Consider the following 25338-nt stretch of genomic DNA (forward strand, 5'->3'; position numbering starts at 1 on the left):
ATAACATTTAATTTTTAATTAGGTAAATTTTAGACAAAAAAATCCCCACGTTTATGTGGGGATTCTATCATTTATTTTGTTGGATCGCAGTTTAAACTTAACAACATTAATTCACGTAATGCGACTGAAAATTTCGCAAATTCATGTGTTTGACCAATTCTAAAGTCATCTAAAATATGTTTCCAACGCTCAAGGTGCTGAGCATTCGTATCAAACCAGTTTTCTAGCATGGCATTAACGTCTTTACTTTTTGAGTCACAGCGTAAAATTACTGAAGACATAGAGCGTTGTTGCCAATCCAGTTCTTCTCTAAATGAAGCACGAGCAAGAGCTTGCCAATGATTAGACACTGGTTGCTTAGTGATTTGATCTAAGAACCAATGTAAATCAAGTTTCGCCCCTAGTTTAAAGTACACATCTGCAACTAAACCAACACTACGACCATCTTCTTCAGCTAACTCTGCAATATCCATTACTGAGAATAAGCTACTTAATTGAGAAATACGTTTAGCAACCATTTTAGGTGCGCCGGCATTTACTAAGTCATCTTCAACTCGTAATATTTGAGCAGATTCCTCTTCAATCATATATTTAGATAAGTTCTTAGTTAAGTCTTTGAATGTTTTACTATAAAAATCAATTGATTGTGCAATATCCAGTGATTTATTACGATGGCGTAAGAACCAACGTGTAGCTCTTCTTACAGTACGTCGTAACTGAAATAGCATTTCAGTCTGTACCATTGTCGATATTTTATTATCTAAATCACTTATTCTTTGCCAAATATCCGACATTTCGAATACTGCACTTGCCATAGAATAGCAATTAGCGATCTCATGTACAGAAGCACCTGTTTCTTCATGCATACGATTAACAAAGTTAAAGCCCATATCGTTACCAATTTTATTAGCAAGCTTTGTTGCAATAATTTCGGCACGTAATGGATGATTTTGCATCTCTGTACTGAACTTTTTCTGCAATTGTTCAGGAAATGCTTCTATTAGCAATTGGTTATGATAGGGATTGTCTGTAATTTCAGGACAAACTAAATCTTCTTTTAATACCATTTTACAATAAGCGAGCAAAGTAGAGATTTCAGGTCGAGTGAGCCCCTTTCCTTGCGCTAAGCGCTCAGCAATTTCTTCATCATTAGGTATAAATTCAAGCGCGCGGTCAAGTTTACCAGAACGCTCAATTTCATTGATAAAGCGTGTTTGCTCTTTAAGTTGGCTAACACCACGTAAAGCAGTAATTGATATAGAGTGTGTTTGTCGATAGCAATCTTCGATAACGATATCACCCACTTCATCGGTCATGTCGTATAATATTTTATTACGTTGTTTAACGGTTAAATCACCATTTTGCACTAAACCATTTAACAATATTTTAATATTTACTTCGTTATCAGAACAATCTACACCGCCAGCGTTGTCAACAAAATCAGCATTAATACGACCGCCTTTAGCAGCATATTCTATTCGACCGAGTTGAGTGAAACCTAAGTTCCCACCTTCACCAACAATTTTAGCCTGTAATTCTGAACCGTTAATACGTAGACTGTCGTTAGCTCTATCGCCTACATCTAAATGTGACTCTTTAGCCCCTTTCACATAAGTACCGATACCACCATTCCAAATTAAATCTACCTTCATTTTCAATAATGATTGAATTAATTCATTCGGCGACATACTTTGCTTCTTAGTATCTAGCATTTTTTTAATTTGCGGTGTTAATTCAATAGACTTCGCTGAACGACTGAATAAACCACCACCTTCTGACACTAATGACAAGTCAAAATCTTCCCAAGAACAACCAGGTAAATTAAATAAACGTTCGCGTTCTTTATAGGTTTTAGCCGAGTTTGGTGTAGGGTCAATAAAAATATGAAGATGATTGAAAGCCGCTTGTAAGCAGATATGCTTAGATAGCAACATACCATTACCAAATACATCACCTGCCATGTCACCTATTCCGATACAGGTGAAATCAGTAGTTTGACAGTCAATGTCCATTTCACGGAAATGACGTTTAACAGATTCCCACGCACCTCTAGCTGTTATTCCCATACCTTTATGGTCGTAACCAACACTACCACCTGAAGCAAAAGCATCACCCATCCAGAAGTTATATTCATCAGATATACTATTGGCAATGTCAGAGAAAGTTGCAGTACCTTTATCCGCGGCAACAACAAGATAAGGATCATCCTCGTCATGACGAACTACATTAGCAGGAGGAACTACTTCACCATTAACAATATTATCAGTAATATCTAATAATGCTCGTATAAAGGTACGGTAACACTCTTTGCCCGCTTCAAATATCTCATTTCTATCACCTTTAGGTAGCTGTTTACATACAAAACCACCTTTAGCACCAACAGGCACAATTACGGTATTTTTAACTTGTTGTGCTTTTACTAAACCAAGTACTTCAGTTCGGAAATCTTCTCGACGATCAGACCAACGTAAACCACCACGGGCTACTTTACCTCCTCGCAGATGTACACCTTCAACTTGAGGAGAATAAACAAATATTTCATACGCCGGTATAGGTTTAGGCATATCCGAAATTTTTCTTGGCGTAATTTTAAATGAAATATACGACTTATATGTATTATCAGGATACGGTTGGAAATAATTAGTACGAATAGTGGCTTTTATCATTTCAGCAAAGCGGCGGATAATTCGATCATCATCAAGGTTTGCCACTTTGTCTAATGATGCTTCAATATCATCTAAGAATTTCTGTATTAACTTATTATTCGTTTTACGACTAGGATCGAAACGCGCATAAAACAATTTAATTAACAGCTGTGCAATACTTGGATAATTTGCAAAGGTATCTTCAATATAGCTTTGACTAAATGTACCACCAATCTGGCGCTCATACTTTGCAAAAGCTCTTATGATAGACACTTCGCGTCCACCTACTTCGGCACCAAGAATTAAGCGGTTAAAGCCATCATCTTCAAGTTCACCTTGCCATACTTTTGCAAACGCATCTTGAAATAAGCTTTGAACTTTTTCTAAGTTAAACTCTTCTTTACCCGTTAAAAGCATAGAAAAGTCTAAAATCCAGTAGGTTTCACCTTCAGATGTACGGATAGCGAAAGGACTTTCCCCAATAACACGCAATCCGAAATTTTCTAACATTGGAAGAACATCTGATAGATGTAATGGTTCACCTAAGTGGAAAAGCTTTAATTTAACAAAACGGCTACCCGCTTCTTCTTCCTGAGGCTGATAGAAAAGCATTTCCAAATTATTGTCTTTTGATAATAATTCAAATTTTTCAATATCAACAATTGCAGATCCAGGTAAAACCTCATCTTTATATGATTGTGGGAAACCGATATATTTGCGACTAAGCGCTTTACCAACTTCCTCACCTTTGTGAGAGTTCAATGCAGAAGCGAGTTTATCATCCCAGCTACGTGCGGCTTCATTTAGATTTTTTTCAATTTCTTTCACGTTGATATCTGCTTTTGTTGTTTTAACACGAACAATATAATGGGTTCTTGCTTGCGCTGATTCCGAGAAGTAAGTGGTAAACTCAACAGGTTCATCACTACCAAAAGCTTCTTGCAATAACGCTTGTGTTTTTATACGTAATAGCGTGTTATAACGCTCTCTTGGTACATAAACCATACATGAATAAAAACGATCAAAAACATCACGACGAATAAATAAGCCCGAATAGTCACGCTCTTGCATTTGATAAATACCCATAACATTTTTTAATAAGTCTTGGATACTTGTTTGCAAGATTTCATCGCGAGGATAAGTCTCTAATATATTAATCAGTGTTTTATAAGCATGTGTCCCCGCGGCAAATCCTGATAGTTCACAAACGGCAAATACTTTTGAATTAATTAGAGGTAAATCTAGAGCGCTGTTGGTGTAATATGTAGAACCAAATAAACCAACAAAACGATCTTCTCCAGTAACCTTTCCTTTACTATCAAAACGCTTAACACCAATATAATCAAGATGTACAGGACGATGTACGCGTGAACGTGAATTGGTTTTGGTTAAAATAAGTAGGTTTTCACCTAGTGCTAGCTGGCGGGCTGATTCAGTTAAGCTAGAGATTAAACGCTCTGATGTGCCTGAAGATAGCTTCATTAACCCTAAACTAGTGTCATTATTTGATGTTAATGCCATATCACCTTTTAAGGTTTTAATATCATACGAGCGATAACCAAGTAAGGTAAAGTTGTTATTTAACATCCATTTTAAAAACTCTAACCCATCATCTTTTTCTTGTTTATCACAAGGTAATTTGGCTTTTGTTCTGTCAGTAATAACTTCTTCTAAACGATTTTTCATCGCTTCCCAGTCATTAACAGTGATTGAAATGTCACCCAAGACCGATTCAAGTTCTTCTTTTATCTCATCAAGTGCCGTTTGTTCACTTTGACGATCGATCTCGATAAAGAACACAGTTTCAGTTGATGTTGCTTTAAACTTTTTATCTGCTGCTGGCGCTAGTTGCGATATAGCCCCTTTATTGTCGCGTACCAATTTTATTGGGCTATTCAACATTAAGTGCGGTGAAAGATTTAAGCGGTTAAGAGCAATACGAATTGAATCAACTAAAAAAGGCATATCCCCTATGATGATTTCAATAATAGTATGACTAGATTTCCAGCCATTTTTTGACACCATAGGGTTAAAGACTTTGATCACCGGCGTATTCACCTGATGATCATTCAATTCTTTCCATAGACTTAATGTCGCACCATACATGTCACTGTCATTTCTATGTGCTAAGTCGAGTGTTGATATATTTCTATAAAGTAATTCTGCAAATTGTTTTACTAATGGAGCTGTTTTTGTAGGTACTTTTTGCTCTATCAGTTGTGATACATTAGACAATATCACCGAGGGTAACCCATCTACTAATGCCATGCCTTTTTCCTTTTTGGATAAAACACTTAAAATAATTTTGTTGTATAATTTTTATAGTGTCTAAAATAATAGACTACAAATGGGATCTTATTAAGAATTTTAGGCTTTTGCGAGGATTATTTTTTGTTCAAGGCTTTAAAAATAAGGCATTTATCTAAATAAACACGTGTTTATTCACTTCTTATAAATAGAAAATGACCAAACGGCCATTTTCTTGTTTATTTATGCATTAATTAACCATGAAATTATTTTCTTTTATTTTTGTTTTTTCCATAAAAATGCAGCAATTGCAGGCAAAATAGTTACCGCAGCAAGCATATTAACTAAAAACATGAAGGTTAAAAGTATTCCCATATCAACTTGGAATTTCAAATCAGAGAAAAACCACGTAGAAACACCAATAGCTAAAGTTACACCTGTAATAAGAACAGCTATGCCACGTTCTTTTAGTGCAGCTAAATAAGCTTGCTGAACATTATCACCAGCACTTAGCCTTTGCGTCATTGTAGATAAGATATAAATACCATAATCAACCCCAATACCAACACCCAGCGCAATAACAGGTAATGTTGATACCGTTAGACCAATATCAAGCACTGTCATCAACCATTGTGCTAAGGTTGATACAATAAATAATGGGACAACAACTGACACAACAGCTTTTATGCTCTTAAAACTTAACCAACATAGAATAATAACAGCACCATAAACGTATATCATCATTGGCGTTTGGGCTTGTTCAACGGCTTCATTGGTTGCAGCCATTACGCCTATAGGGCCAGAAGCTAATTTGAAGGTTACCAAATCATTATTTAGCTCAGCTATAGCTATTTTAGCCGCATCAACCACTCTATTAATCGTTTCAGCTTTATGGTCCTGTAAAAATAAAATCACAGGCATAACACTACAATCATTATTTAATAAACCGGTTGAACTTGGGATATTAGAAAGTGCTTGAGCCAATGCATATTGATTAGGCGAAATAATGCGCCACTTCAAGTTACCCTCGTAATAACCTGAATTAATAATTTTCATTACTGAAGGTAAGCTAACTGCAGATTGAACACCTGCAATATTTTCCATTTTCCATTGAAAACTATCCATTGTTTTTAACACGTCTGGATTAGTGCAAGCATTCGCTGTGGTTTCTACGATTACTGACATATAGTCAACACTAATCGCGTATCTATCGGTAATTAAAAAAGTATCTTGATTATATCGTGAGTGTTCATGCAAAGATGGAGCACCTGCATGTAATTCACCTATTTTTAATTGTTTTGAATAATGAAAACCTAAGCCAAAAAGTATTGCTGCAACAACTAACACAACAGCCGCTACATTACGCTCACTGAACGATTGCATAAAGCGCCATAAAGCTGGTTCTTGATTAGTTTGATAAGCAGCTTGAGCTTTAGATGGCGTTTTAACCTTTTCTGCCTTGATATTAATGAAAGAAACTAATACAGGTAATAATATTAGATTTGTCAATATAATAATACCGACACCGAGCGAAGCCGCAATAGCGAGTTCTCTAATAATACCAATATCAATTGATAATAAAGTGATAAAGCCAACAGTATCAGACAACAATGCTATACCTCCCGGTATAGCTAAGACTCTAAATGCATATTCAGCAGCTTGTTTACTTTTTAACCCTAAAGCAACTTTTTTACCTATACTATTGATCATTTGCACCCCATGACTCACGCCAATAGCAAAGACTAAGAAAGGTACTAATATCGACATAGGATCTAAACCGAAACCCATCGTTGAAAGTAATCCTAATTGCCATATAACAGCAATTAATGAGCAAGCAATAGGTAATATAGTTAACGCGATTGATTTGGAAAATAAATAAACCATTACCGTAGTGATAGCTATCGCAATTAAAAAGAAAGTGACCACACCTTTAGCACCATTAGCTACATCGCCAACCATTTTACTAAAGCCGATGATATGAACAGTTATGCCGTCTTTCTCGTATTCTTGTCTAATATCATTTTCAAGTTTTGATGCAATCTCAATAACATCAAGCTTTTCACCTGTTTCAGGATCATTTTCCATCAACACAGCTTTAACCATTGCGCAGCTATAATTATCGGCCACTATCCGGCCAACGACACCTGCCTTTTCAATATTTCCTTTAACTATGGCTAAACCAGCTTCATCAGCTACAAAATCTGCAGGTACTACTGGACCGCCAGCAAAACCATCTTCCACAACCTCTATGAAACGAGTGCTAGGAGAAAAAAGTGAATTTACCTGAGTACGTTCAACACCTGGAATAAAAAATAATTTATCATGAACCCCTTTTAACGAAGTAAAAAAGTTTTCATTAAAAATATCACCTTCTTGATTACAAACCGAAATTAATACATTATTTGCGCCACCAAAATCAGCTCTATGCTTTAAATATGTTTGCATATACTCGTGATTCAACGGTATATTTTTGGTAAAAGCAGCATCAAGTTTAATTTGCGTAGCTTGATACCCTAAAAAAACAGACATCAATAAAAATAAAATAATAACAAACACTCGGTGCCTGAAAATTGTTAACTCTAGTCGATTAATAACGTTTTCTATTGGTCTCATTTATGGGGTAACCTGTATCACTTTAATGCCAACTTCAGATGCAACAATCAATTTTTCTTTAAAAATTACACCCGCTAATAATGCTTTTCCATCTGCTTGCGTGTCTAAGGTAAAGGTTAAACCATCATCAACACTTTTAAGTAATACTCCATTATTACCTAACAAAAATACAACATCTCCCTGATACAACACTATATTATTTAGTAATGCTGTTGTTTCAATCGGTGTATTCTCCCAGTTATTACCGTTAGAAATACTTCTAAATACATTGCCTCTAAGCCCTACGGTGAGTAAGTTTCCTTTCTGTGTTCGGTTAATATCATAAAATGAGCCGTGATATACATCTTCCATTCTTTCCCAGTTTTCACCAAAATTATTGCTCTTTGCAATTAAACCTAACTCTCCAACTAAATACGCTGTACGTCCATCTTGATAGAAACGGTTAAAGTGAGGCAATATTCTTGAGCGTTCTGATAAATACGCAGCCTCATCTTCACGTTTTAACTCATCAAGATATTCTATGTCTTCCTCTATCAATAGTGATAAGTGAAATTCTTGCTGCCACGTTTTTCCACCATCAATAGTTCGATAAAATAAACCATAAGATCCAACAGCTACCCCTGACTTTTCATCTTTAAAGTGTACATGTAAAAATGGTACTTCTAATTGAGGGTTCTCATGTTGTATTTGCCAAGTAAGACCGGCATCTTGCGAATGTAAAATTATCGCATCGTGTCCTACGGCCCAACCATGTCTGCCATTAACAAAAGTAACTGACGTTAACGTAGTTTGTGTTGGCGAAGGCATTTGCTGCCAATTCTCGCCATCAGTTGAGCGCAGTATATGACCACGTACACCGACAGCTATTAAGAATTGTTCATTTACATTTTCAATATCAAGCAAAAGAGAATCTTTAGCCAAAGGGGAAATAATTGCCTCGGTAGACAATGGAGCTGCGTAGCTACCTTGTGAAATAATGATCGAAACGACCAGTAAGAAAATTTTTATCATCAACTGCTTGATCCTAATACCTGCACATAAAAAAAGGCTGACAATAGTCAGCCATTTCAAATGAAATATACTAACTAACGATTGTCTCGTTGTAATGCTCTTGAAGTAAAATCTACATCTTTCAATTTAGCTGAAAAATCATACATATTTGCTTCATTATCTAAACCCATTGCAATATAACGTTTAGATTGTAAATCATGGAAAACTTCTAACGTTGACCACTGAGTCGGCACTTCATAATAGTTTAATCCATGTGCTACACCAACGCGATATAATTCATTACGTTCATCATAAATGTCAGTTACAGCAACTTGCCAGCTATCTTCATCAATAAAGAATACGCGTTTTTTGTATATATGACGTGTATTATCTTTTAAGTTAGCTTCAACTACCCAAACACGGTGTCTTTCATATCGTACATGTTCAGGATTAATATGTCCTGGACGAATTACATCATCATACTTAAGCTTATCACTGTGTAAGCGATAGTCATTGTATGGAATTAATAACTCTTGTTTACCCTTTAGTGTCCAATTATATCGATTAGGCGCACCATTAAACATATCAAAATCATCAGTAGTTCTTAAGCCATCAGCTGCAGTACCAGGTGCATCATAAGCTACAGTAGGTGCTTTTTGTGCTCTGCGAATACCTTTGTTATAAATCCAAGCTTGGCGAGGCGTTTTAATTTGGTCCATAGTTTCATGTACCAATAACGCTGTACCCACTAATTTAGAAGGCTCTGTAACTTTCTGTTTAAATTTAAATAGAATGTTTGTTTTTTCTAATTCAGCGGGTGAAGCACCTTTAATTCCATAAGGCAACATTAGCTGATCATCAAACCCAACATAAGTATAGCTACCTGAAGCTGTAGGTGTTACTTGTCCACCTTGACGAACTATAGCCTCTCCACGATAACGTAAAATATGATTCCAAATTGCTTCTAAACCATTCGCTGGAATAGGAAAAGGAATACCAACAGCAGCTTGAGTAATACCATTACCTTCTTCTATCAATTCTGAACGCGTAGCATTATCTAAAGTTGCTTGATAAACATGCTCTGGAAATGACGCTGAACGACGAGACTGATATACGTTCATCTTGTAGGTATCAGGATACGTTTTAAATAATGCAATCTGCCCAGGTGTTAACAATTTTTCATATTCTGAAACATTAGCAGAAGTAATAGTATACTTAATTTTATCATCAGGATACGGATCTATATGATGCTGTCCAACGGTATATCCTTTAGGTGCTGTTTGAATACCGCCAGTCCATTCAGGAATAGAACCATCAGAATTTCCAGCCCTAACAGCCCCCATAGGGGTAAGTTCATTTGATAACTTTTTTGCTTGCTCGGCATCAACTTTAGCCACAGAAGCGCCAGAGAATGCTAAAGACATTGCAAATGATAATAATGTAATTTTTTTCATTGATTCTGCCCTTATAAAGAATATTTTATATTGAATGAGATGTAATCACGATCTTCTATTTGGTTTGTAGTACCTACACCACCCCAAAAACTATTATAGGTAATATCTGCTGACCATTGACTTTGGTAATCAAAAGTAACCCCTGCAGAAAGTGATTTACGATCTTCAACAAATAAGAAAATAGGATCAGGTGTAATACCACTCACGTCGTGAGAGAAAATAAGTTTTGGGGACATATTAACCCCTGAGATCACATTAGAGTAATCTAGCTTGGCAACCACTCTATAACCCCATGCAAATTCATCAGGGAATGGATTGGTTTCTCTACCACCTTGAAGCGCAACTTCTAAGCCTTCTAGGCCTTCAATTCCGCCATTCCTTGCCGTACCAGGACCATTTAAGCGTAAAACATCTTGATCTGGCATATCGTTAATATTAATACCACCTACTTCTAACACCGTAGTAAATTGGCCAGCACCTAATGAAGGGCCCCAAAATCTTGTAAATGCCATCTGAGCTTGTACTGTATCACTTAAAATATAACCTTGTGCAGTTTCACCTGGAGCAAAAATGTCCATTTGAGAAATGCCATTAAGGTCTGGTCGATAATTCACTGAATCAGGGTGTGCTAATTGCTGAGGCATAGCTGCAAATAACAATTCAACATCATCAATTTGTAGTGGTTCATCTTGGCGGTAGCTCACTTCACCCGATACCGCAAAATCCGCAATAGTTGTATTAAAACTAAATGCCGACATTTTGATATCTTCAGGGTAAGCCAATATTACTTGAGAAAATGTGCCTAAGTTTTGATAATTATCTTCTGTGATATTGTTAGACGCTAAAAAGGCTAAATCTGCGCCAATTGCTGCAGCGGAAAAATCAGCTGTTTTACCAGAGAAAAATGGACGACGACTATGATAATTTACATAGTAGAGACTAATTTCAGTTTCGTTAAACTCTGGTAAATACCAAGACAAGCGAAGACCGTATTGCCCACCATCTTCAGGATCCATTGAATTAGATTCACCTGGGGCCTTCAATGTAAGCTTAGTTGGATAAGCCATATACATGGCACTTGCAGCCCCCATAGTGGCGGGGTCACCAGAGCGCATCATATCACCAATTTGATTCATACCAACGATTAATGTGTCTAAATCAATATCTGGGTTACCTGTAAAACCAAGTTGGATATTATTATAATGACCGCCGTCCCCAGCAAAATCATTAGTAGAGAAATAACTACCTGGTGCAGGCAAAATTGTTTTTTCCCATTGATATTGGTAAAACATTTCAATGTTAAAGTTTTCTGAAACACCTAATGAAGCCCAAACGGCACCAAAAGGAATAAAGCCTTCGGTAAGCTCAGCACCTGGTGCTTTTAGCCTCGCAACGTCAATCGGGTTAATCTCACTAATACCGTGAGAAATAAGAAGACTTTCCCCCCAACCAATAACTTGCTGACCGATACGAACAGAGAAAGGCATTTCTCCAATATCAAAGTCACCATAAAAATACGCATCAAGTAAACGAATATCACGACATACTTGATCTTTAGCGTCATCATCTCTACATGGATCTACTTTTTCACCCGAAATAGCATTGCTCCAAGGGCGATCACTATCCATCATTTCGAAATCGTAAAAATACATACCACGAAGGAATACGCCAATATTATCTTTACGAATATCTAATTCATGCGTACCTTTAAATAAGCGAGAGAAAGAATCTCCAGCATCATAATTTAAGTTACCTAAATCACCATTGTTCGAATAACTGCCCTGACCTTGCCAAATAACATCACTTGTTGGATTTGCATTTAGCGCGGGATGGTATTGAGAAAAATTGAAACCATTATTAATATTGTTCGAGATACCAACATTATCTTCCCAATTTCTGTTTTCGGTACGCCAACTTGCCCCTATTGAAAATGTAGAGTTGAAGCTTATATCAAAATCGCCTAATTCAAAGTTGGCTGCAGATGCTGGTCCAACTGATGAAATAAGTAATGCAGTTGCAATACTTGCTGCTAAAGGCTTTTTGATAAATCTTGTTATTGGACTTTGTCTCATTATGTTCTCCCCAGACCTGAAACAGTTTTTTATCATATTATAATTCTTACTATCCACTATAGTGGTATAAAGCAATAATTGCATCATTTGGCCTATGGTGCAAGCACTAATCTGACCAGATGAGTGCCTTGTTTATAAAGCAATTAAAACCAACTATGGCACAATTCATAAACTCGTTTTAAACACCCGTTTGAAACAAAGACATAAAACCACGCCACAACCTACATTTATGCATAGCTTGCAAGATAAATATCCCTACACTTTGAAGGTACAGTCTTCTTAATTAACACAACCATTGGTCTGACCACTGTTTGGAATATAAACTCTAATTTAAGATTCTCGTTAAGGAAATAAATTTATTATTTACAGTTTCCAGACAAAACCGCCCTTTTATACCTGTTGAAGTTAAATACTTTCTGAGGTGCATAGCAGGAAATTGTACTTTGATACCCATATCGGTAGTAACGACGACAGCTAAAATCTTCCCTTGGTAATAAGGGAAGAATTCTTCCGAAGTCATATTTATAGAAAAATAGTACTTCATAATACAAATTATCTATAGAGCTGCGTCTAGCTTTTCTTTTAAATCTTTTGACAAGTTTGGCAAAATAGCAATTCGCTCTAACTGAGATTTCATTAAATTTTGTCTGTATTCGTCAAAGTCTTGATATTGTATTAACGCGGTAATTAATCGAGAAGCAACTTGCGGGTTAATAGCATTTAATGAACAAATTTGATCGGCTAAGAATTGATAACCTCTTCCCGTTTCACAATGAAAATAACGTGAATTATTTTGTGCAAAGGCACCTATTAACGATCGTGCACGATTAGGGTTCTTTAAACTAAACAAAGAGTGCTCTGTAAGGTTTTTTAAACGTTCAAATATGTTACTACCCTTATATGCAGCTTGTAAACTAAACCATTTATCCATTACTAACGTTGTGTTTTCCCAACGTTGTTCAAAAGATGCCATCATGGCATCAAACGATTCAACTGTCTGCGTTGCAGAACTTTGCAGTGCGGCTAATGCATCTGTCATATTATCTGAAGTTAAATACTGGCGTTTAACTAAGTCGTGATGTTCGGGTAAAAGAACTAGATAGGATAATGACATATTTTTTAATGCGCGATCTCCAATCGATTGAGCATTATTAAGATAAGGTTTATCTGCGAGTGCTTGATATATACTTAACAATTGCTTTTCTAAGCCCTTAGCAATAAAAAGCTTTAATTTATCTAATGCGTCGACCAACTTGATTGGATTTATCGGTTTAAATTGTTCAACTAGTTCATGAAAATTCGGTAACGTAAACTGTTCAGCAATTAATGCAGGATCACTATTATCACATAACTGTGTGGCGAGTATGTCAATTAACTCCGCGGGGATCTGATAATTCGTATCTGTGATAATTTGCGATATAGTATTACTAAAAAGTTTCTGACCAGCATCCCAGCGTAAAAACTTATCCTTTGCACTTGTCATAATAATTGCTAAGTCGCTATTGCTTTGTTCAAAGTCAACTTTAACGGGTGCTGAAAAATTAGCTAAAAAACCTAACGTAGGTTTTTCGTGAAAACCACTAAAACGCCACTGTTGATTATCACTCTTCAGCTCTAATAAGTGACTTTGAGTACCCTCATTATTAATGAGTTCGATTGCGATAGGGATATGCAAAGCATATTTTGTTGCTTGATCTTTAGTGGGTAAAGTCAATTGGCTAAGATTAATTTGGTATTCACCGGAATTAGTATTAAAACTCTCTTCTACTTTTACGATAGGAGTACCTGACTGACTATACCAACGTTTAAATAAGATAAGATCGATCTTGGCAGCGTCAGCCATAGCAGTAACAAAATCATCACAAGTTACTGCTTGACCATCAAAGCGCTGAAAATATAAATCAAGACCTTGTCTAAATTTATCTTTCCCAAGTAATGTATGTAGCATACGAATAACTTCTGAACCTTTTTCATACACGGTTAGGGTATAAAAATTATTCATTTCAACAACTTTTTCGGGACGAATTGGGTGTGACATTGGTCCAGCGTCTTCTGAAAACTGCTGGGCGCGCATTACTCGAACATTTTTTATTCTCGTCACAGCAGCTGAATGCATATCGGCACTAAATTGTTGATCTCTGAAAACAGTTAACCCTTCTTTAAGGCTTAGTTGAAACCAATCACGACAGGTAACTCTATTACCAGTCCAATTATGGAAGTATTCATGAGCAATAACAGCTTCGACATTAAAGTAATCAGTGTCTGTGGCCGTTTCTTTATCCGCTAAAACGAACTTACTGTTAAAAACATTTAAGCCTTTATTTTCCATTGCTCCCATATTGAAAAAATCAACAGCAACAATCATATATATATCAAGATCATACTCTAAACCAAAAGTGTCTTCATCCCAGCGCATTGAATGCTTAAGTGATGCCATCGCATGGTGAGCTTTGGTTTTATTACCTTTATCAACAAAAATTTCTAAACGAACATCACGCCCTGAGGTGGTTTTATAACTGTCTTGTAATAAATCAAAATCACCAGCAACTAAAGCAAATAGATAACAGGGTTTGAGAAAAGGGTCTTCCCAAGTAACAAAGTGGCGGTTGTTATTTAAATCGCCACTATCAATTTTATTACCATTTGATAATAAATACGGGTAGAGGTTTTTATCAGCAATAACCTTAGTAGTAAATTTTGCCATAACATCTGGGCGATCTAGATAGTAAGTTATTCTTCTAAAACCTTCTGCTTCACATTGAGTACAAAATGCCCCGCCAGATTTGAATAAGCCCTCTAGTGACGTATTATTTTCAGGGTCAATTTCAGTAACAATTTTAACCGTACATTCGTTATCTTTTATTAAAAAACTTAAACTGTCATCATCCACCTGATATTCAGAGGCATTTAATGCGGTATCATTATAATAAACCGCAATTAACTTAAGCTGTTCACCATTAAGTATTATTTTATTTGCTTCGGATGTATTCTTAGAAATCGACATCACGCTAGTGACTTTAGTTTTGTTGTCATCTAATTCAAAAGTCAGATCAATCGTATTTATCGAAAAGTCGCTTGGGAGATAATCTTTCAAGTAGCGAGCATTAAATTCAGTCATTAAATGTTCCTTTCAAACATGATTACAAAAATAAAAAAGAAAAAACCTGAAATAAGGCGAAATGAATATTTTTATTCAAAACTTATTGCAGGCTTTTTATAGAGAGATTAATGATTAAAATTGGAATTACTGATCACCAATCTTTCTAATTTTAAAGCCAATATAGCCATAGATAATTGCAATGATCGGATTAATTAAGTTGAAAAAGCAATAATAAATATATTCATAAGATGTTAATGCTAACGCACCAAACATAAAAGCACCACAAGTATTCCATGGTATTAACGGAGAGGTGATGGTCCCCGAATCTTCTAACGTTCGACTTAATACTGTTGGATGAAGTCCTCTACGCTCATATTCTTCTTTATACATACGTCCAGGCATAACTATTGCCATATACTGATCAGCTGTAATTAAATTAGTCCCTATACAAGTAGCAACGGTACTTGCAATTAAGCTACCCGTTGATTTAGCCGCTGATAATATAGATTCAACAAATTTTTTCAGCATACCCAAGTGCTCAAGTACGGCACCAAAACTTAATGCACACATTACTAACCAGATAGTATTTAACATGCTAGACATACCGCCACGGCTTAGTAATTCATCAATTTCACTATTGCCCGTTTTAACAACAACACCGTCAAAAAATGCAGACCACACCACCATGATATAGGCTTTAATACCACTAATGCCCTCAGCAGCCATTGTTAAAATTAATTCTTGTTGAAAAATAAGCGCCCAGATCCCACCAATAATAGCTCCTATAGCGACAGCCGGAAAAGCAGGCACCTTTTTATAAGCCAGTGTTAACAATATAGCTAATGGAATTAAATTAAGTGGGTTAATCTTATAGGTAGACTCAAGCGTATTAATTAACGTATCAATACTATCTGTATTAACAGGTGTATTCGTTGAATGACTAAATCCAATGATTAAAAATAAGACAAGAGCAATTGTTATTGAAGGTAGAGTTGTCCATAACATATATCGAATATGATCAAATAATTCACTTCCAGCTACAGCTGGGGCTAAATTTGTGGTTTCAGATAACGGCGATAACTTATCACCAAAATACGCACCTGAAATAACAGCGCCTGCGGTAACAGATGTTGATAATTCAAAACCTGTAGCAATACCAATAAATGCGACACCTACTGTTGCTGCCGTAGTCCATGAACTACCAATGCTCATAGCAACGATACCACAAACAAGACAAGTAGCTGCATAGAACCAACTAGGATCAATAATTTTTAATCCATAGTAAACCATAGTTGGCACTGTACCACTAAGTAACCACGTCCCTATCAATGAACCAACAGCCAAAAGAATAAGTATTGCCCCTAATGAAATAGAAATCCCATGGACAATAGCTTTTTCGATTGATGCCCATTTATGACCGTTTTTCAGTCCAATAATAACAGCAATGCCCATTGCTACTAATAATGCTATTTGGTTCGGGCCAAAAGAAGAATTATCACCAAAATATATTACACCGGTAGCCAACATAATGACTAAAGCAACTACGGGAATAAATGAATCGATAAAGCTCGGCGGCTTAATTTGATTTAATTCTGACATACAAAAAGTATTACCTTAACAGTTTAATTTTTATTATAGATGGGGTGAAAGGTTTCATAACATGCCTTGACTTTCATGCGGTTGCAAGCTTTTTTATCTACTGTTTATTTACCGAACAGTTAAATTTTTAAGTATTTATTCATTATAGATGAATGAAAATAAAATCCTTTTTTTTGGTGTTTCTTATTATTTTTATGTAAATATGTACAAATACACAATTTTTTTGTGTAAACACCAATCATTTAGACCAAAAATTAAATTAAAATACTAACCATTAATACATGTTCTCGATGGCTTAATAGCTAGAATAATAATGCATTATTCACTCTTATTAGTTTTTAATCTGGCAATTAAACTTGAAGTGTCCCAACGGTTGCCACCCATAGCTTGTATTTCTTCATAATAGCCATCAAGAATTTTAGTCACAGATAAATCTGCACCAATTTTTTCTGCTTCAGCAAATGCAATGGCTAAATCTTTTCTTACCCAGTCTACTGCAAATCCAAAATCAAATTCATTAGCGCACATGGTTTTACCTCTATTATCCATTTGCCAAGACCCAGCAGCTCCTTTTGAGATAGTTTCAATCAATTTATCCGTGTTAAGGCCTGCTTTTTGTGCAAAATTTAACCCTTCTGCCAATCCTTGAACCACATTGGTAAAACAAATTTGATTAACCATTTTTGATAATTGGCCACTCCCAACATCTCCCATTAACTGACTAAACCGAGCATAAGCACTTAACACCGGAGAGATTTTATCAAAATAAGACTCTTCCCCACCACACATAACAGTTAATACACCATTTTCTGCGCCGGCTTGCCCGCCAGAAACGGGAGCATCGATAAAACCAATGTGTTTTTGCTGGCAATATTGATTCAATTCACGGGCAAGTTCAGCAGATGCTGTGGTATGGTCAACCAGTATAGAATTCTTACTCATGCCAGCTAAGGCGCCATTTTCACCCAGTACAACTTCTCTTACATCATCGTCATTACCGACACAAACAAACACAATTTCACAATGTAAAGCAGCCTCTTTGGGCGTTAATGCTACGTCACCTGTGTAGTTATTTTGCCAAGATTTCGCCTTTTCATTTGTACGATTGTACACACTGACTTGATAACCCGATTTTGCTAAATGACCTGCCATTGGATAGCCCATAACCCCAAGGCCAATAAATGCGACTTTCTTCATAAATCCCCACACTACAAATTTGATAAGTTATTCTACGCAATCTCATTAATAATTTGCATAAGAATCAATATTATTTTATATTGTGCACAACTAAATTATAAGCAATTTAAAAAGAACAGCTAATGAAAAATACTATTTACCAATTTTCTGCCGATGATTATCGTGGGCAAGTTATTGATTTATCTAAATATAAAAACAAGACCCTTCTTATTGTTAATACCGCCAGTGAATGTGGTTTCACTTCTCAATATAAAGGACTTCAAGAACTCTATTCAGAATATAAAGAACGTGGATTCGAGATTCTCGCCTTCCCATGTAATCAATTTAAGCAACAAGAAAAAGGAAGCAATAGCGATATTAAGTCGTTTTGTGATTTACAATTTAATATTCAATTTGATTTATTTAGCAAAATTGAGGTTAATGGTGAAAATGCACACCCCTTATATAAATTTCTAAAGAAAGAAGCTCCGGGTATTTTAGGTACTGAAAGTATTAAATGGAATTTCACAAAATTTTTAATTAATAAAAATGGGGACGTGGTAAAACGTTTTGCGCCAATAACTAAACCTGAAGCAATGTCTTCTGAGATCGAAAGTCTATTGTGAGTGTGAGATGAGCGAACAATTACATTTAGATAATCAGCTTTGTTTTCGTTTATATAAACTCAATAAAAACTTAACAAAGCTGTATGCGCCTTTACTTAAAGAATTAGGATTAACATATCCACAATATCTAGTCATGCTGGTGATGTGGCAACAGAATACTCCAATACTAGTTAAAGATATAGGTAATCACCTTGACTTAGATTCAGGGACTTTATCTCCTTTACTCAAGCGAATGGAAAAACTTGAAATAATTAAACGAACACGCAGTAATGAAGATGAACGTGCTGTTTTTATTGAGCTTACCGCACACGGCAAGCACTTAAAGAACAAAGCTAAGTTAATACCAGCTAAACTATTTACCTTAACAGAATTATCAAAAACTGAGTTGCTAAACTTAAAAAGTAGTTTGGATGAGTTATTAGACAATACAACAAAACATTTATCTTAAGAAAGCTATATAATAAAGGCTTTTTTAATAGCCTTTATATCTATTGAATACCAGTATATGCACTATACTTGTATTACTATTCCTCATTTATTTGAGTATTATCTATGAGTGCCATTTGGAAAAACCATGCAAGTCGACTGCAAGAATATTTAAAAGATGACAACACTGCCCAAGCACATTTATATCTTGAGCAATTAATGTTATTTCCTGCGGATATTCAAGACAAAATCATAAACGATATAAGCCACCTACCGCACTGTAGTTGTGACGCTATCGCAGAAATCATTCAGCGATATACGATGTTTGAACTACATTAAATTTTTAACTTATGTGACTAATTGCTGTTGACGTAATTTAGTTATCTTATCTCGTGTTGCCGCCGCCTGCTCAAACTCAAGGTTTTGCGCATGATCCATCATTATTTTTTCAAGCTCTTTCACTTTATCGTCAATTTGTTGGGTTGTTAGTAGCTGATATTCCAACGATTTTTCAGCAACTTTATCTAATGGAACTTCGCTTCCAACATCCATCACATCAGATATTTTACGTTTAACCCCTTTGGGTGTGATATTATGAGCTACATTATATTGATGTTGTTTTTCTCTTCTTCGTTCTGTTTCATCAATCGCTTTTCGCATAGATCCTGTAATTTTAGCCGCGTATAAAATAGCTCGACCATTAATGTTCCTAGCTGCACGACCAATTGTTTGAATAAGCGAGCGTTCAGACCGTAAAAATCCTTCTTTATCTGCATCTAAAATAGCAACTAAAGAGACTTCAGGCATATCTAAGCCTTCACGCAACAAGTTAATACCAACAAGAACATCAAATTTTCCTAATCTAAAATCACGAATAATTTCAACACGCTCAACCGTATCTATATCTGAATGTAGGTAACGAGCTTTAATCGCATGTTCATCTAGGTAATCCGTTAAATCTTCCGCCATTCTTTTAGTTAAAGTTGTCGCTAGCACTCGATCGCCAATTTCTATTCGCTTTTTAATCTCAGAAAGTAAGTCATCCACTTGGGTTTCAACAGGGCGAACCTCTATAATAGGATCTAATAAACCTGTAGGTCGTACGACTTGTTCAGCAACTTCACCTGCTGATTTATCAATTTCATATTGACTTGGTGTCGCCGATACATAGATGGTTTGTGGGGCTAATGCCTCAAACTCATCAAATTTCATCGGTCTATTATCTAATGCTGACGGTAACCTGAACCCATATTCAACCAAGTTTTCTTTTCTTGAACGGTCACCTTTATACATAGCCCCTATTTGTGGAACTGTTACATGTGACTCATCAATAATGAGTAAACCATCATCAGGTAAATAATCAAATAGCGTTGGTGGCGCTTCACCAGAGTTTCTCCCCGATAAATAACGAGAGTAATTTTCAATCCCTGAGCAATAGCCTAATTCAGTCATCATCTCGATATCAAACTGAGTGCGCTGCACAATACGTTGTTCTTCAATTAATTTATTATTATCTTTTAATTGTTTAGAACGTTCTTTTAACTCAACTTTAATTTGCTCGACAGCAGATAAAATTTTATCACGAGGCGTTGCATAATGCGTTTTCGGGTACACTGTAACTCGCGCTAACTTTCGCTCTACTTGTCCTGTTAATGGGTCAAATTCACTAATACGTTCAAGTTCTTCATCAAATAATTCAATTCTAAGAGCAAGGCGATCAGATTCTGCGGGGAAAATATCAATAACATCGCCCCTGACCCGATAAGTAGCTCTTTGAAATGCAACATCGTTTCGTTGGTATTGCAGTTCAGCCAATCGCCTTAATATATCTCGTTGATTGACAATATCTCCTTGGCGAAGATGTAGCATCATTTTTAAATAAGAATCAGGATCTCCTAAACCATAAATAGCAGAAACTGACGCGATAATGATAACATCTCTACGTTCGAGCAAGGCTTTCGTAGCTGATAAGCGCATTTGTTCAATATGTTCATTTACGGAAGCATCTTTTTCAATAAAAGTGTCTGTGGTTGGTACATAAGCCTCAGGTTGATAATAATCGTAATAAGAAACAAAATACTCTACCGCATTATTAGGGAAAAACTCTTTCATTTCGCCGTATAATTGAGCGGCTAAAGTTTTGTTCGGCGCGAGCATCATTGTTGGTCGATTAAGCTTTGCAATAACATTAGCCATTGTAAAAGTTTTACCTGAACCGGTTACTCCTAATAAGGTCTGATGGGCCAAACCATCTTTAATTCCAGCTAATAACTGTTCAATAGCTTTAGGTTGATCGCCATTAGGAATATAATCTGACTGTAAATCCATAGCTTTCATTATAATGTAACCTCGGCTTTTAATGCTTCAACACGAAACTGTTTCATAAAGGTTTTATAAGAAATTAATGCCATAACAATATTGCCTAGTAATGCACCAATAAAAAAGCCTTCTATCCCATAAAATTGACTACCTAAATAAGCTAAAGGGACATAACAAACAAATAAGCGAATAATACTTAATACTAACGATGTTATAGGTTTATGTAAGGCATTAAATGATGAATTGGTTAAAATTATGACTCCTTGTAAACCATAGCCAAGTGGTAAAATCCAGATGAAAAGTTTAATCAAATCTGCCACCGCTTTCTCACTAGTAAACATATTCGCTATCCAAGGCGCCAAAATAACCAATAATAAGTAAACAAGTATTTGCCAAACAAGAACAAATTTTATCGAACTGATATACCCTTGCTCAACACGTTTCATATTTCCAGCACCAAAATTTTGGCTAATAAACGGTGGTAGCGTCATAGATAAAGCCAATAACACTAAACAGGCAATAGATTCTATTCTTGAGCCGACACCAAAAGCGGCAACTGCTGCGACTCCGTATTTTGCTACAATTGCAGTTAAAACTGCAGCAGCAATTGGCGTTAACATATTAGCACCTGCGGCAGGTAAACCTATTTTTAAAATAGTTCGGCTTGATCTTATAAATGTGGTAAGAAATACAAAGGTTGTATGAATTAAACGTTTTTTATAGCCAACTATATATAAGACATAAGCTAAACTTATTGCCCAAGAGCATAAGGTAGCAATTGCTGCGCCTTTTATTCCCATAGCAGGGACAGCCCCAAAACCAAAAATAAAAATAGGATCTAAAATAGCATTTACTATTCCACCAATCCCCATAATGATACTTGGTGTTTTGGTATCACCCGAAGATCTTAATATGGAATTACCAATCATCGGGCCAATTAAAAATATACTGCCTAAAAACCAATAATCCATATAATCTCTGATCAAAGGTAATAGCGCATCATTTGCACCTAAGAGTGTAAATATTTCATCCGTATAAATAAAACCTACTAAAGATAGCAAGCCAACAATAATCCCCGTTAATATAAGCGCGGATGTACCTGCGCATTTTGCCGTTTTATCATCACCTTGACCTAATGAACGAGCAATAACAGCAGATGTACCAATACCTAAACCAATAGTTAAGCTGATAACCGTGAATGTTATAGGAAAAGTAAAGCTTATTGCCGCGAGTGGTTGAGTACCTAACAAGCCGACAAAAAAAGTATCGACCAAATTAAATGTCATTAATAGCAACATGCCATAAATCATAGGAATAGTCATTCGCTTCAATGTATCAGCGACAGGATCGACTAATAAATTTACGGATTCATTTTTTACATTCTTGGGCATTACATTCTTTCTTCTTGATAAAAGCAAATCTATTGTAAAAGATCGAGATAAGAGTCGCTATTTAAATATTAATTTTCAAAGTGTTAATTTTTAACTTATCACAGTTAAAATCAACAATTAAAGGGATTGCGCTAGAGATAGATTCACAAGAGATAGTTATAATTTTTTTTATTGATTGTTTTTTATACCGACCTGCTTAACAAAAACACAAAAACACAATAACCATTTGTTAAATATAAACTTTTATCAGATACTATATTTTTATACAGCTCGACTACAGACCTCATTTTATGGTTAACACTACGATTTGTTACACATTCATACACAAAGTTATCCACAGTTATCGTGGATAACTACAAAATTCCAAGATTTACCAATTGCTTGTATATTTTGACAACAAAACTCGCCGTTTTCTGCTTCACCCTGCGCGTAAAATAAGCAAACGAACAAATTAAGTGTTTTTTTCTAAATTTAATGTTGACAGTAACGCAACAGCCCTTTAATATTCCGCCCCGTTAGCCACTCGCTAGCACATTAAGTGAAAACTTAATTCCCCAATAGCTCAGTTGGTAGAGCGACGGACTGTTAATCCGTGTGTCACTGGTTCAAGTCCAGTTTGGGGAGCCACATTTAAGTAATGGCATATTATGCGGTTACAAGGCAATAGCCTCTTCTTTTATAATAAGAAGTAAAAAAAGTTTATTCCCCAATAGCTCAGTTGGTAGAGCGACGGACTGTTAATCCGTGTGTCACTGGTTCAAGTCCAGTTTGGGGAGCCAATATAAAAGCCCGCTATTTTAGCGGGCTTTTTGCATTTATAATCTTGTANAAAGCCCGCTATTTTAGCGGGCTTTTTGCATTTATAATCTTGTAAGTTCATTATTCCTTATACTATGAGTAGGCAATTCTCTAGATTGTGCACTCTTTCACATCTGCATGTCTCACAGGTTCAAGCCTTTTATTATAAACAAGGACTAAGAACCAATATAAATGCCCGCTAAATAGCGGGCATTTATATGTAAAAAGATATGGTGCTAACTAAAAGATTTATTGCATCATAGCGTCACGAAGAGCTTTAAATTCAGTACCTTCGTTCCAGTTTGGCCATTCTTCAGAGTTAGCTAACAAGTAGCCTGTCTCAAAAAACAATTGTAATTCAGCTATCATACCTTCCCAACCAAAGTTTTCATCGTATTCATCGCACGTTTGGTGGTAACACTTTGCAACCATAGCACTTACTTTATCACCGATGGCCTTTTGTTCAGCATTAAGCCATTTTGATCCGCCACCAGCACTTAAAGCTGGAACACCTTTTTTAGCTAAACTAAAATGGTCAGAACGGTAATAATAACCACGCTCTGGCGTTAATTCTGGGCTTAATGTACGGTTTTGGCGTTTAGCTGCTTTGGCCAAGTAAGCTTCTAAAGCAGATTTACCATACCCCACAACCGTTACATCGGTTTTAAGCCCTGTTATATCTAACGAATCCATGTTTACTAAACCAACAATTTTATTAAGTGGCATAGTTGGATGATTGGCAAAATAACGTGACCCCAGCCTTCCCTGCTCTTCAGCTGTCACGCCTATTATGGTAATCGAACGTTTAGGTGCTTTATTTAGTTTTTTATATGCATTAGCGATATGAACTAACCCCGCGGTACCTGTAGCATTATCATGGGCGCCATTATAAATTTCGCGCTTACCATCAACAATAGTACTGCCCAAATGATCCCAGTGAGCCATATAAACCACATGTTCATCTGGTTTCTCACTTCCTTTAATGGTTGCAATAACGTTATTAGAATTTGATCTTTCAAACGTATTTTCAACAGAAACACTAGCAGATAAACCTAAAGGGACTGCTTTAAAACTCCTATTTGCAGCAGATTTTTTCAATGTTTCAAAGTCTTGATTTGATTTTTTAAATAATTCTATTGCTTTGTCGTTACTGATCCACATTTCAACATCAACCGTAGCTTCATTTACTTCACTTGCTGGTAGATGATATTGTGCGCCGGTCCAACTACTTTCAATAACGTTCCAGCCATAACTAGCAGGTTTAGTTTCATGAATGATTATCGCCCCTGCAGCGCCTTGTCGAGCCGCTTCCTCATATTTATATGTCCAACGGCCATAATAAGTCATCGTATTTCCGTCAAATAACTTACTGTCTTGCGTTGCATAACCAGGATCATTAACTAATATAACAACGGTTTTACCTTTAACATCGACATTATCATAATCATTCCATTGATATTCAGGCGCATTAATACCATACCCCACAAACACAAGATCTGAAGATTTTAGTGAAGACTGCTTGTCCATTTTTCTAGAACTTGCCACAAAGTTTTTAGGGAATTCAAATTCAATATCACCAATTGTTAAGTTTTCAGTGGTTGTACTTGTAATACTTACTAATGGAACAGCTTGAGTATAACTATCTCCATTACCAGGTGCTAAGCCTAAACGTTTAAATTCTTTAATAAGTAAGTTTGTAGTTAAGGTCTCTCCTTGTGTTGATGGTTCTCGACCTCCAAATTCATCTGACGATAATAACTTAATATCTGCTTTAATTTTTGTAGTATCAAATGAGTTATAGGCTTTATCAAAATTATTTGCCATGGCAAAGCCACTCACTAAAGTACTTGCCGTCAGTAAAAGTGAGGCATTAAGTATTGAT

General features: G+C 35.9%; 15 protein-coding genes and 2 tRNA genes. 5 read left to right on the top strand and 12 right to left on the bottom strand.

The window, feature by feature from the left end:
* Positions 1–71: 71 nt before the first annotated feature.
* From IE155_RS05275 to IE155_RS05315, 9 genes are all read right to left on the bottom strand, one after another.
* On the bottom strand, positions 72–4913 hold the full coding sequence (locus IE155_RS05275) for an NAD-glutamate dehydrogenase (RefSeq protein ID WP_189377056.1): 4842 nt from the start codon (positions 4911–4913) through the stop codon (positions 72–74).
* A gap of 255 nt (positions 4914–5168) precedes the next feature.
* On the bottom strand, positions 5169–7505 hold the full coding sequence (locus IE155_RS05280) for an efflux RND transporter permease subunit (RefSeq protein WP_189377058.1): 2337 nt from the start codon (positions 7503–7505) through the stop codon (positions 5169–5171).
* Positions 7506–8516, bottom strand: coding sequence for a WD40/YVTN/BNR-like repeat-containing protein (locus IE155_RS05285; RefSeq protein WP_229817049.1), 1011 nt, complete (start codon positions 8514–8516; stop codon positions 7506–7508).
* Between the two features lie 74 nt (positions 8517–8590).
* Entirely contained in the window at positions 8591–9949 is a 1359-nt protein-coding gene (locus tag IE155_RS05290) for a DUF1329 domain-containing protein (protein ID WP_189377062.1), read from the bottom strand.
* A gap of 11 nt (positions 9950–9960) precedes the next feature.
* Complete coding sequence (locus IE155_RS05295) at positions 9961–12021, bottom strand: DUF1302 domain-containing protein (RefSeq protein ID WP_189377064.1); 2061 nt, start codon at positions 12019–12021, stop codon at positions 9961–9963.
* Between the two features lie 325 nt (positions 12022–12346).
* On the bottom strand, positions 12347–12565 hold the full coding sequence (locus IE155_RS05300; protein WP_189377066.1) for a DUF2835 domain-containing protein: 219 nt from the start codon (positions 12563–12565) through the stop codon (positions 12347–12349).
* A gap of 12 nt (positions 12566–12577) precedes the next feature.
* Entirely contained in the window at positions 12578–15139 is a 2562-nt protein-coding gene (pepN, locus tag IE155_RS05305; RefSeq protein WP_189377068.1) for an aminopeptidase N, read from the bottom strand.
* 126 nt (positions 15140–15265) lie between these two features.
* A complete protein-coding gene (gene nhaC, locus IE155_RS05310; protein ID WP_189377069.1) occupies positions 15266–16720 on the bottom strand; it encodes a Na+/H+ antiporter NhaC in 1455 nt (484 codons plus the stop codon).
* A 318-nt stretch (positions 16721–17038) separates the two neighbouring features.
* Positions 17039–17917 (bottom strand): NAD(P)-dependent oxidoreductase, encoded by an 879-nt coding sequence (locus IE155_RS05315; protein ID WP_189377070.1) that lies wholly within the window; start codon positions 17915–17917, stop codon positions 17039–17041.
* 122 nt (positions 17918–18039) lie between these two features.
* Here IE155_RS05315 and IE155_RS05320 point away from each other — a divergent pair, with 122 nt between their 5' ends.
* The 3 genes from IE155_RS05320 to IE155_RS05330 all read left to right on the top strand — a co-directional run bounded on the left by IE155_RS05320 (position 18040) and on the right by IE155_RS05330 (position 19287).
* Positions 18040–18522, top strand: a complete 483-nt coding sequence (locus IE155_RS05320) for a glutathione peroxidase (protein WP_189377072.1) — start codon at positions 18040–18042, stop codon at positions 18520–18522.
* Positions 18523–18529: 7 nt separating this feature from the next.
* On the top strand, positions 18530–18970 hold the full coding sequence (locus IE155_RS05325) for a MarR family winged helix-turn-helix transcriptional regulator (RefSeq protein WP_189377073.1): 441 nt from the start codon (positions 18530–18532) through the stop codon (positions 18968–18970).
* A gap of 104 nt (positions 18971–19074) precedes the next feature.
* Positions 19075–19287 (top strand): hypothetical protein, encoded by a 213-nt coding sequence (locus IE155_RS05330; RefSeq protein WP_189377075.1) that lies wholly within the window; start codon positions 19075–19077, stop codon positions 19285–19287.
* 9 nt (positions 19288–19296) lie between these two features.
* Here the strand turns inward: IE155_RS05330 and uvrB are convergent, their stop codons facing one another.
* Together uvrB and IE155_RS05340 are read right to left on the bottom strand one after the other, a co-directional pair.
* Entirely contained in the window at positions 19297–21285 is a 1989-nt protein-coding gene (uvrB, locus tag IE155_RS05335; RefSeq protein ID WP_308433811.1) for an excinuclease ABC subunit UvrB, read from the bottom strand.
* On the bottom strand, positions 21285–22658 hold the full coding sequence (locus tag IE155_RS05340; RefSeq protein WP_189377077.1) for an MATE family efflux transporter: 1374 nt from the start codon (positions 22656–22658) through the stop codon (positions 21285–21287). The genes uvrB and IE155_RS05340 overlap by 1 nt, the downstream gene beginning before the upstream one ends.
* A 551-nt stretch (positions 22659–23209) precedes the next feature.
* Here IE155_RS05340 and IE155_RS05345 point away from each other — a divergent pair.
* Both IE155_RS05345 and IE155_RS05350 read left to right on the top strand, forming a co-directional pair.
* Positions 23210–23285 (top strand) — tRNA-Asn (locus IE155_RS05345).
* Positions 23286–23361: 76 nt separating this feature from the next.
* Positions 23362–23437 (top strand) — tRNA-Asn (locus tag IE155_RS05350).
* Positions 23438–23705: 268 nt separating this feature from the next.
* Here the strand turns inward: IE155_RS05350 and IE155_RS05355 are convergent.
* Positions 23706–25280 (bottom strand): M28 family metallopeptidase, encoded by a 1575-nt coding sequence (locus IE155_RS05355; protein WP_189377147.1) that lies wholly within the window; start codon positions 25278–25280, stop codon positions 23706–23708.
* Between the last annotated feature and the right edge of the window lie 58 nt (positions 25281–25338).

It is taken from the genome of Thalassotalea profundi (assembly GCF_014653195.1).
GTDB classification, from domain to species: domain Bacteria; phylum Pseudomonadota; class Gammaproteobacteria; order Enterobacterales; family Alteromonadaceae; genus Thalassotalea_B; species Thalassotalea_B profundi.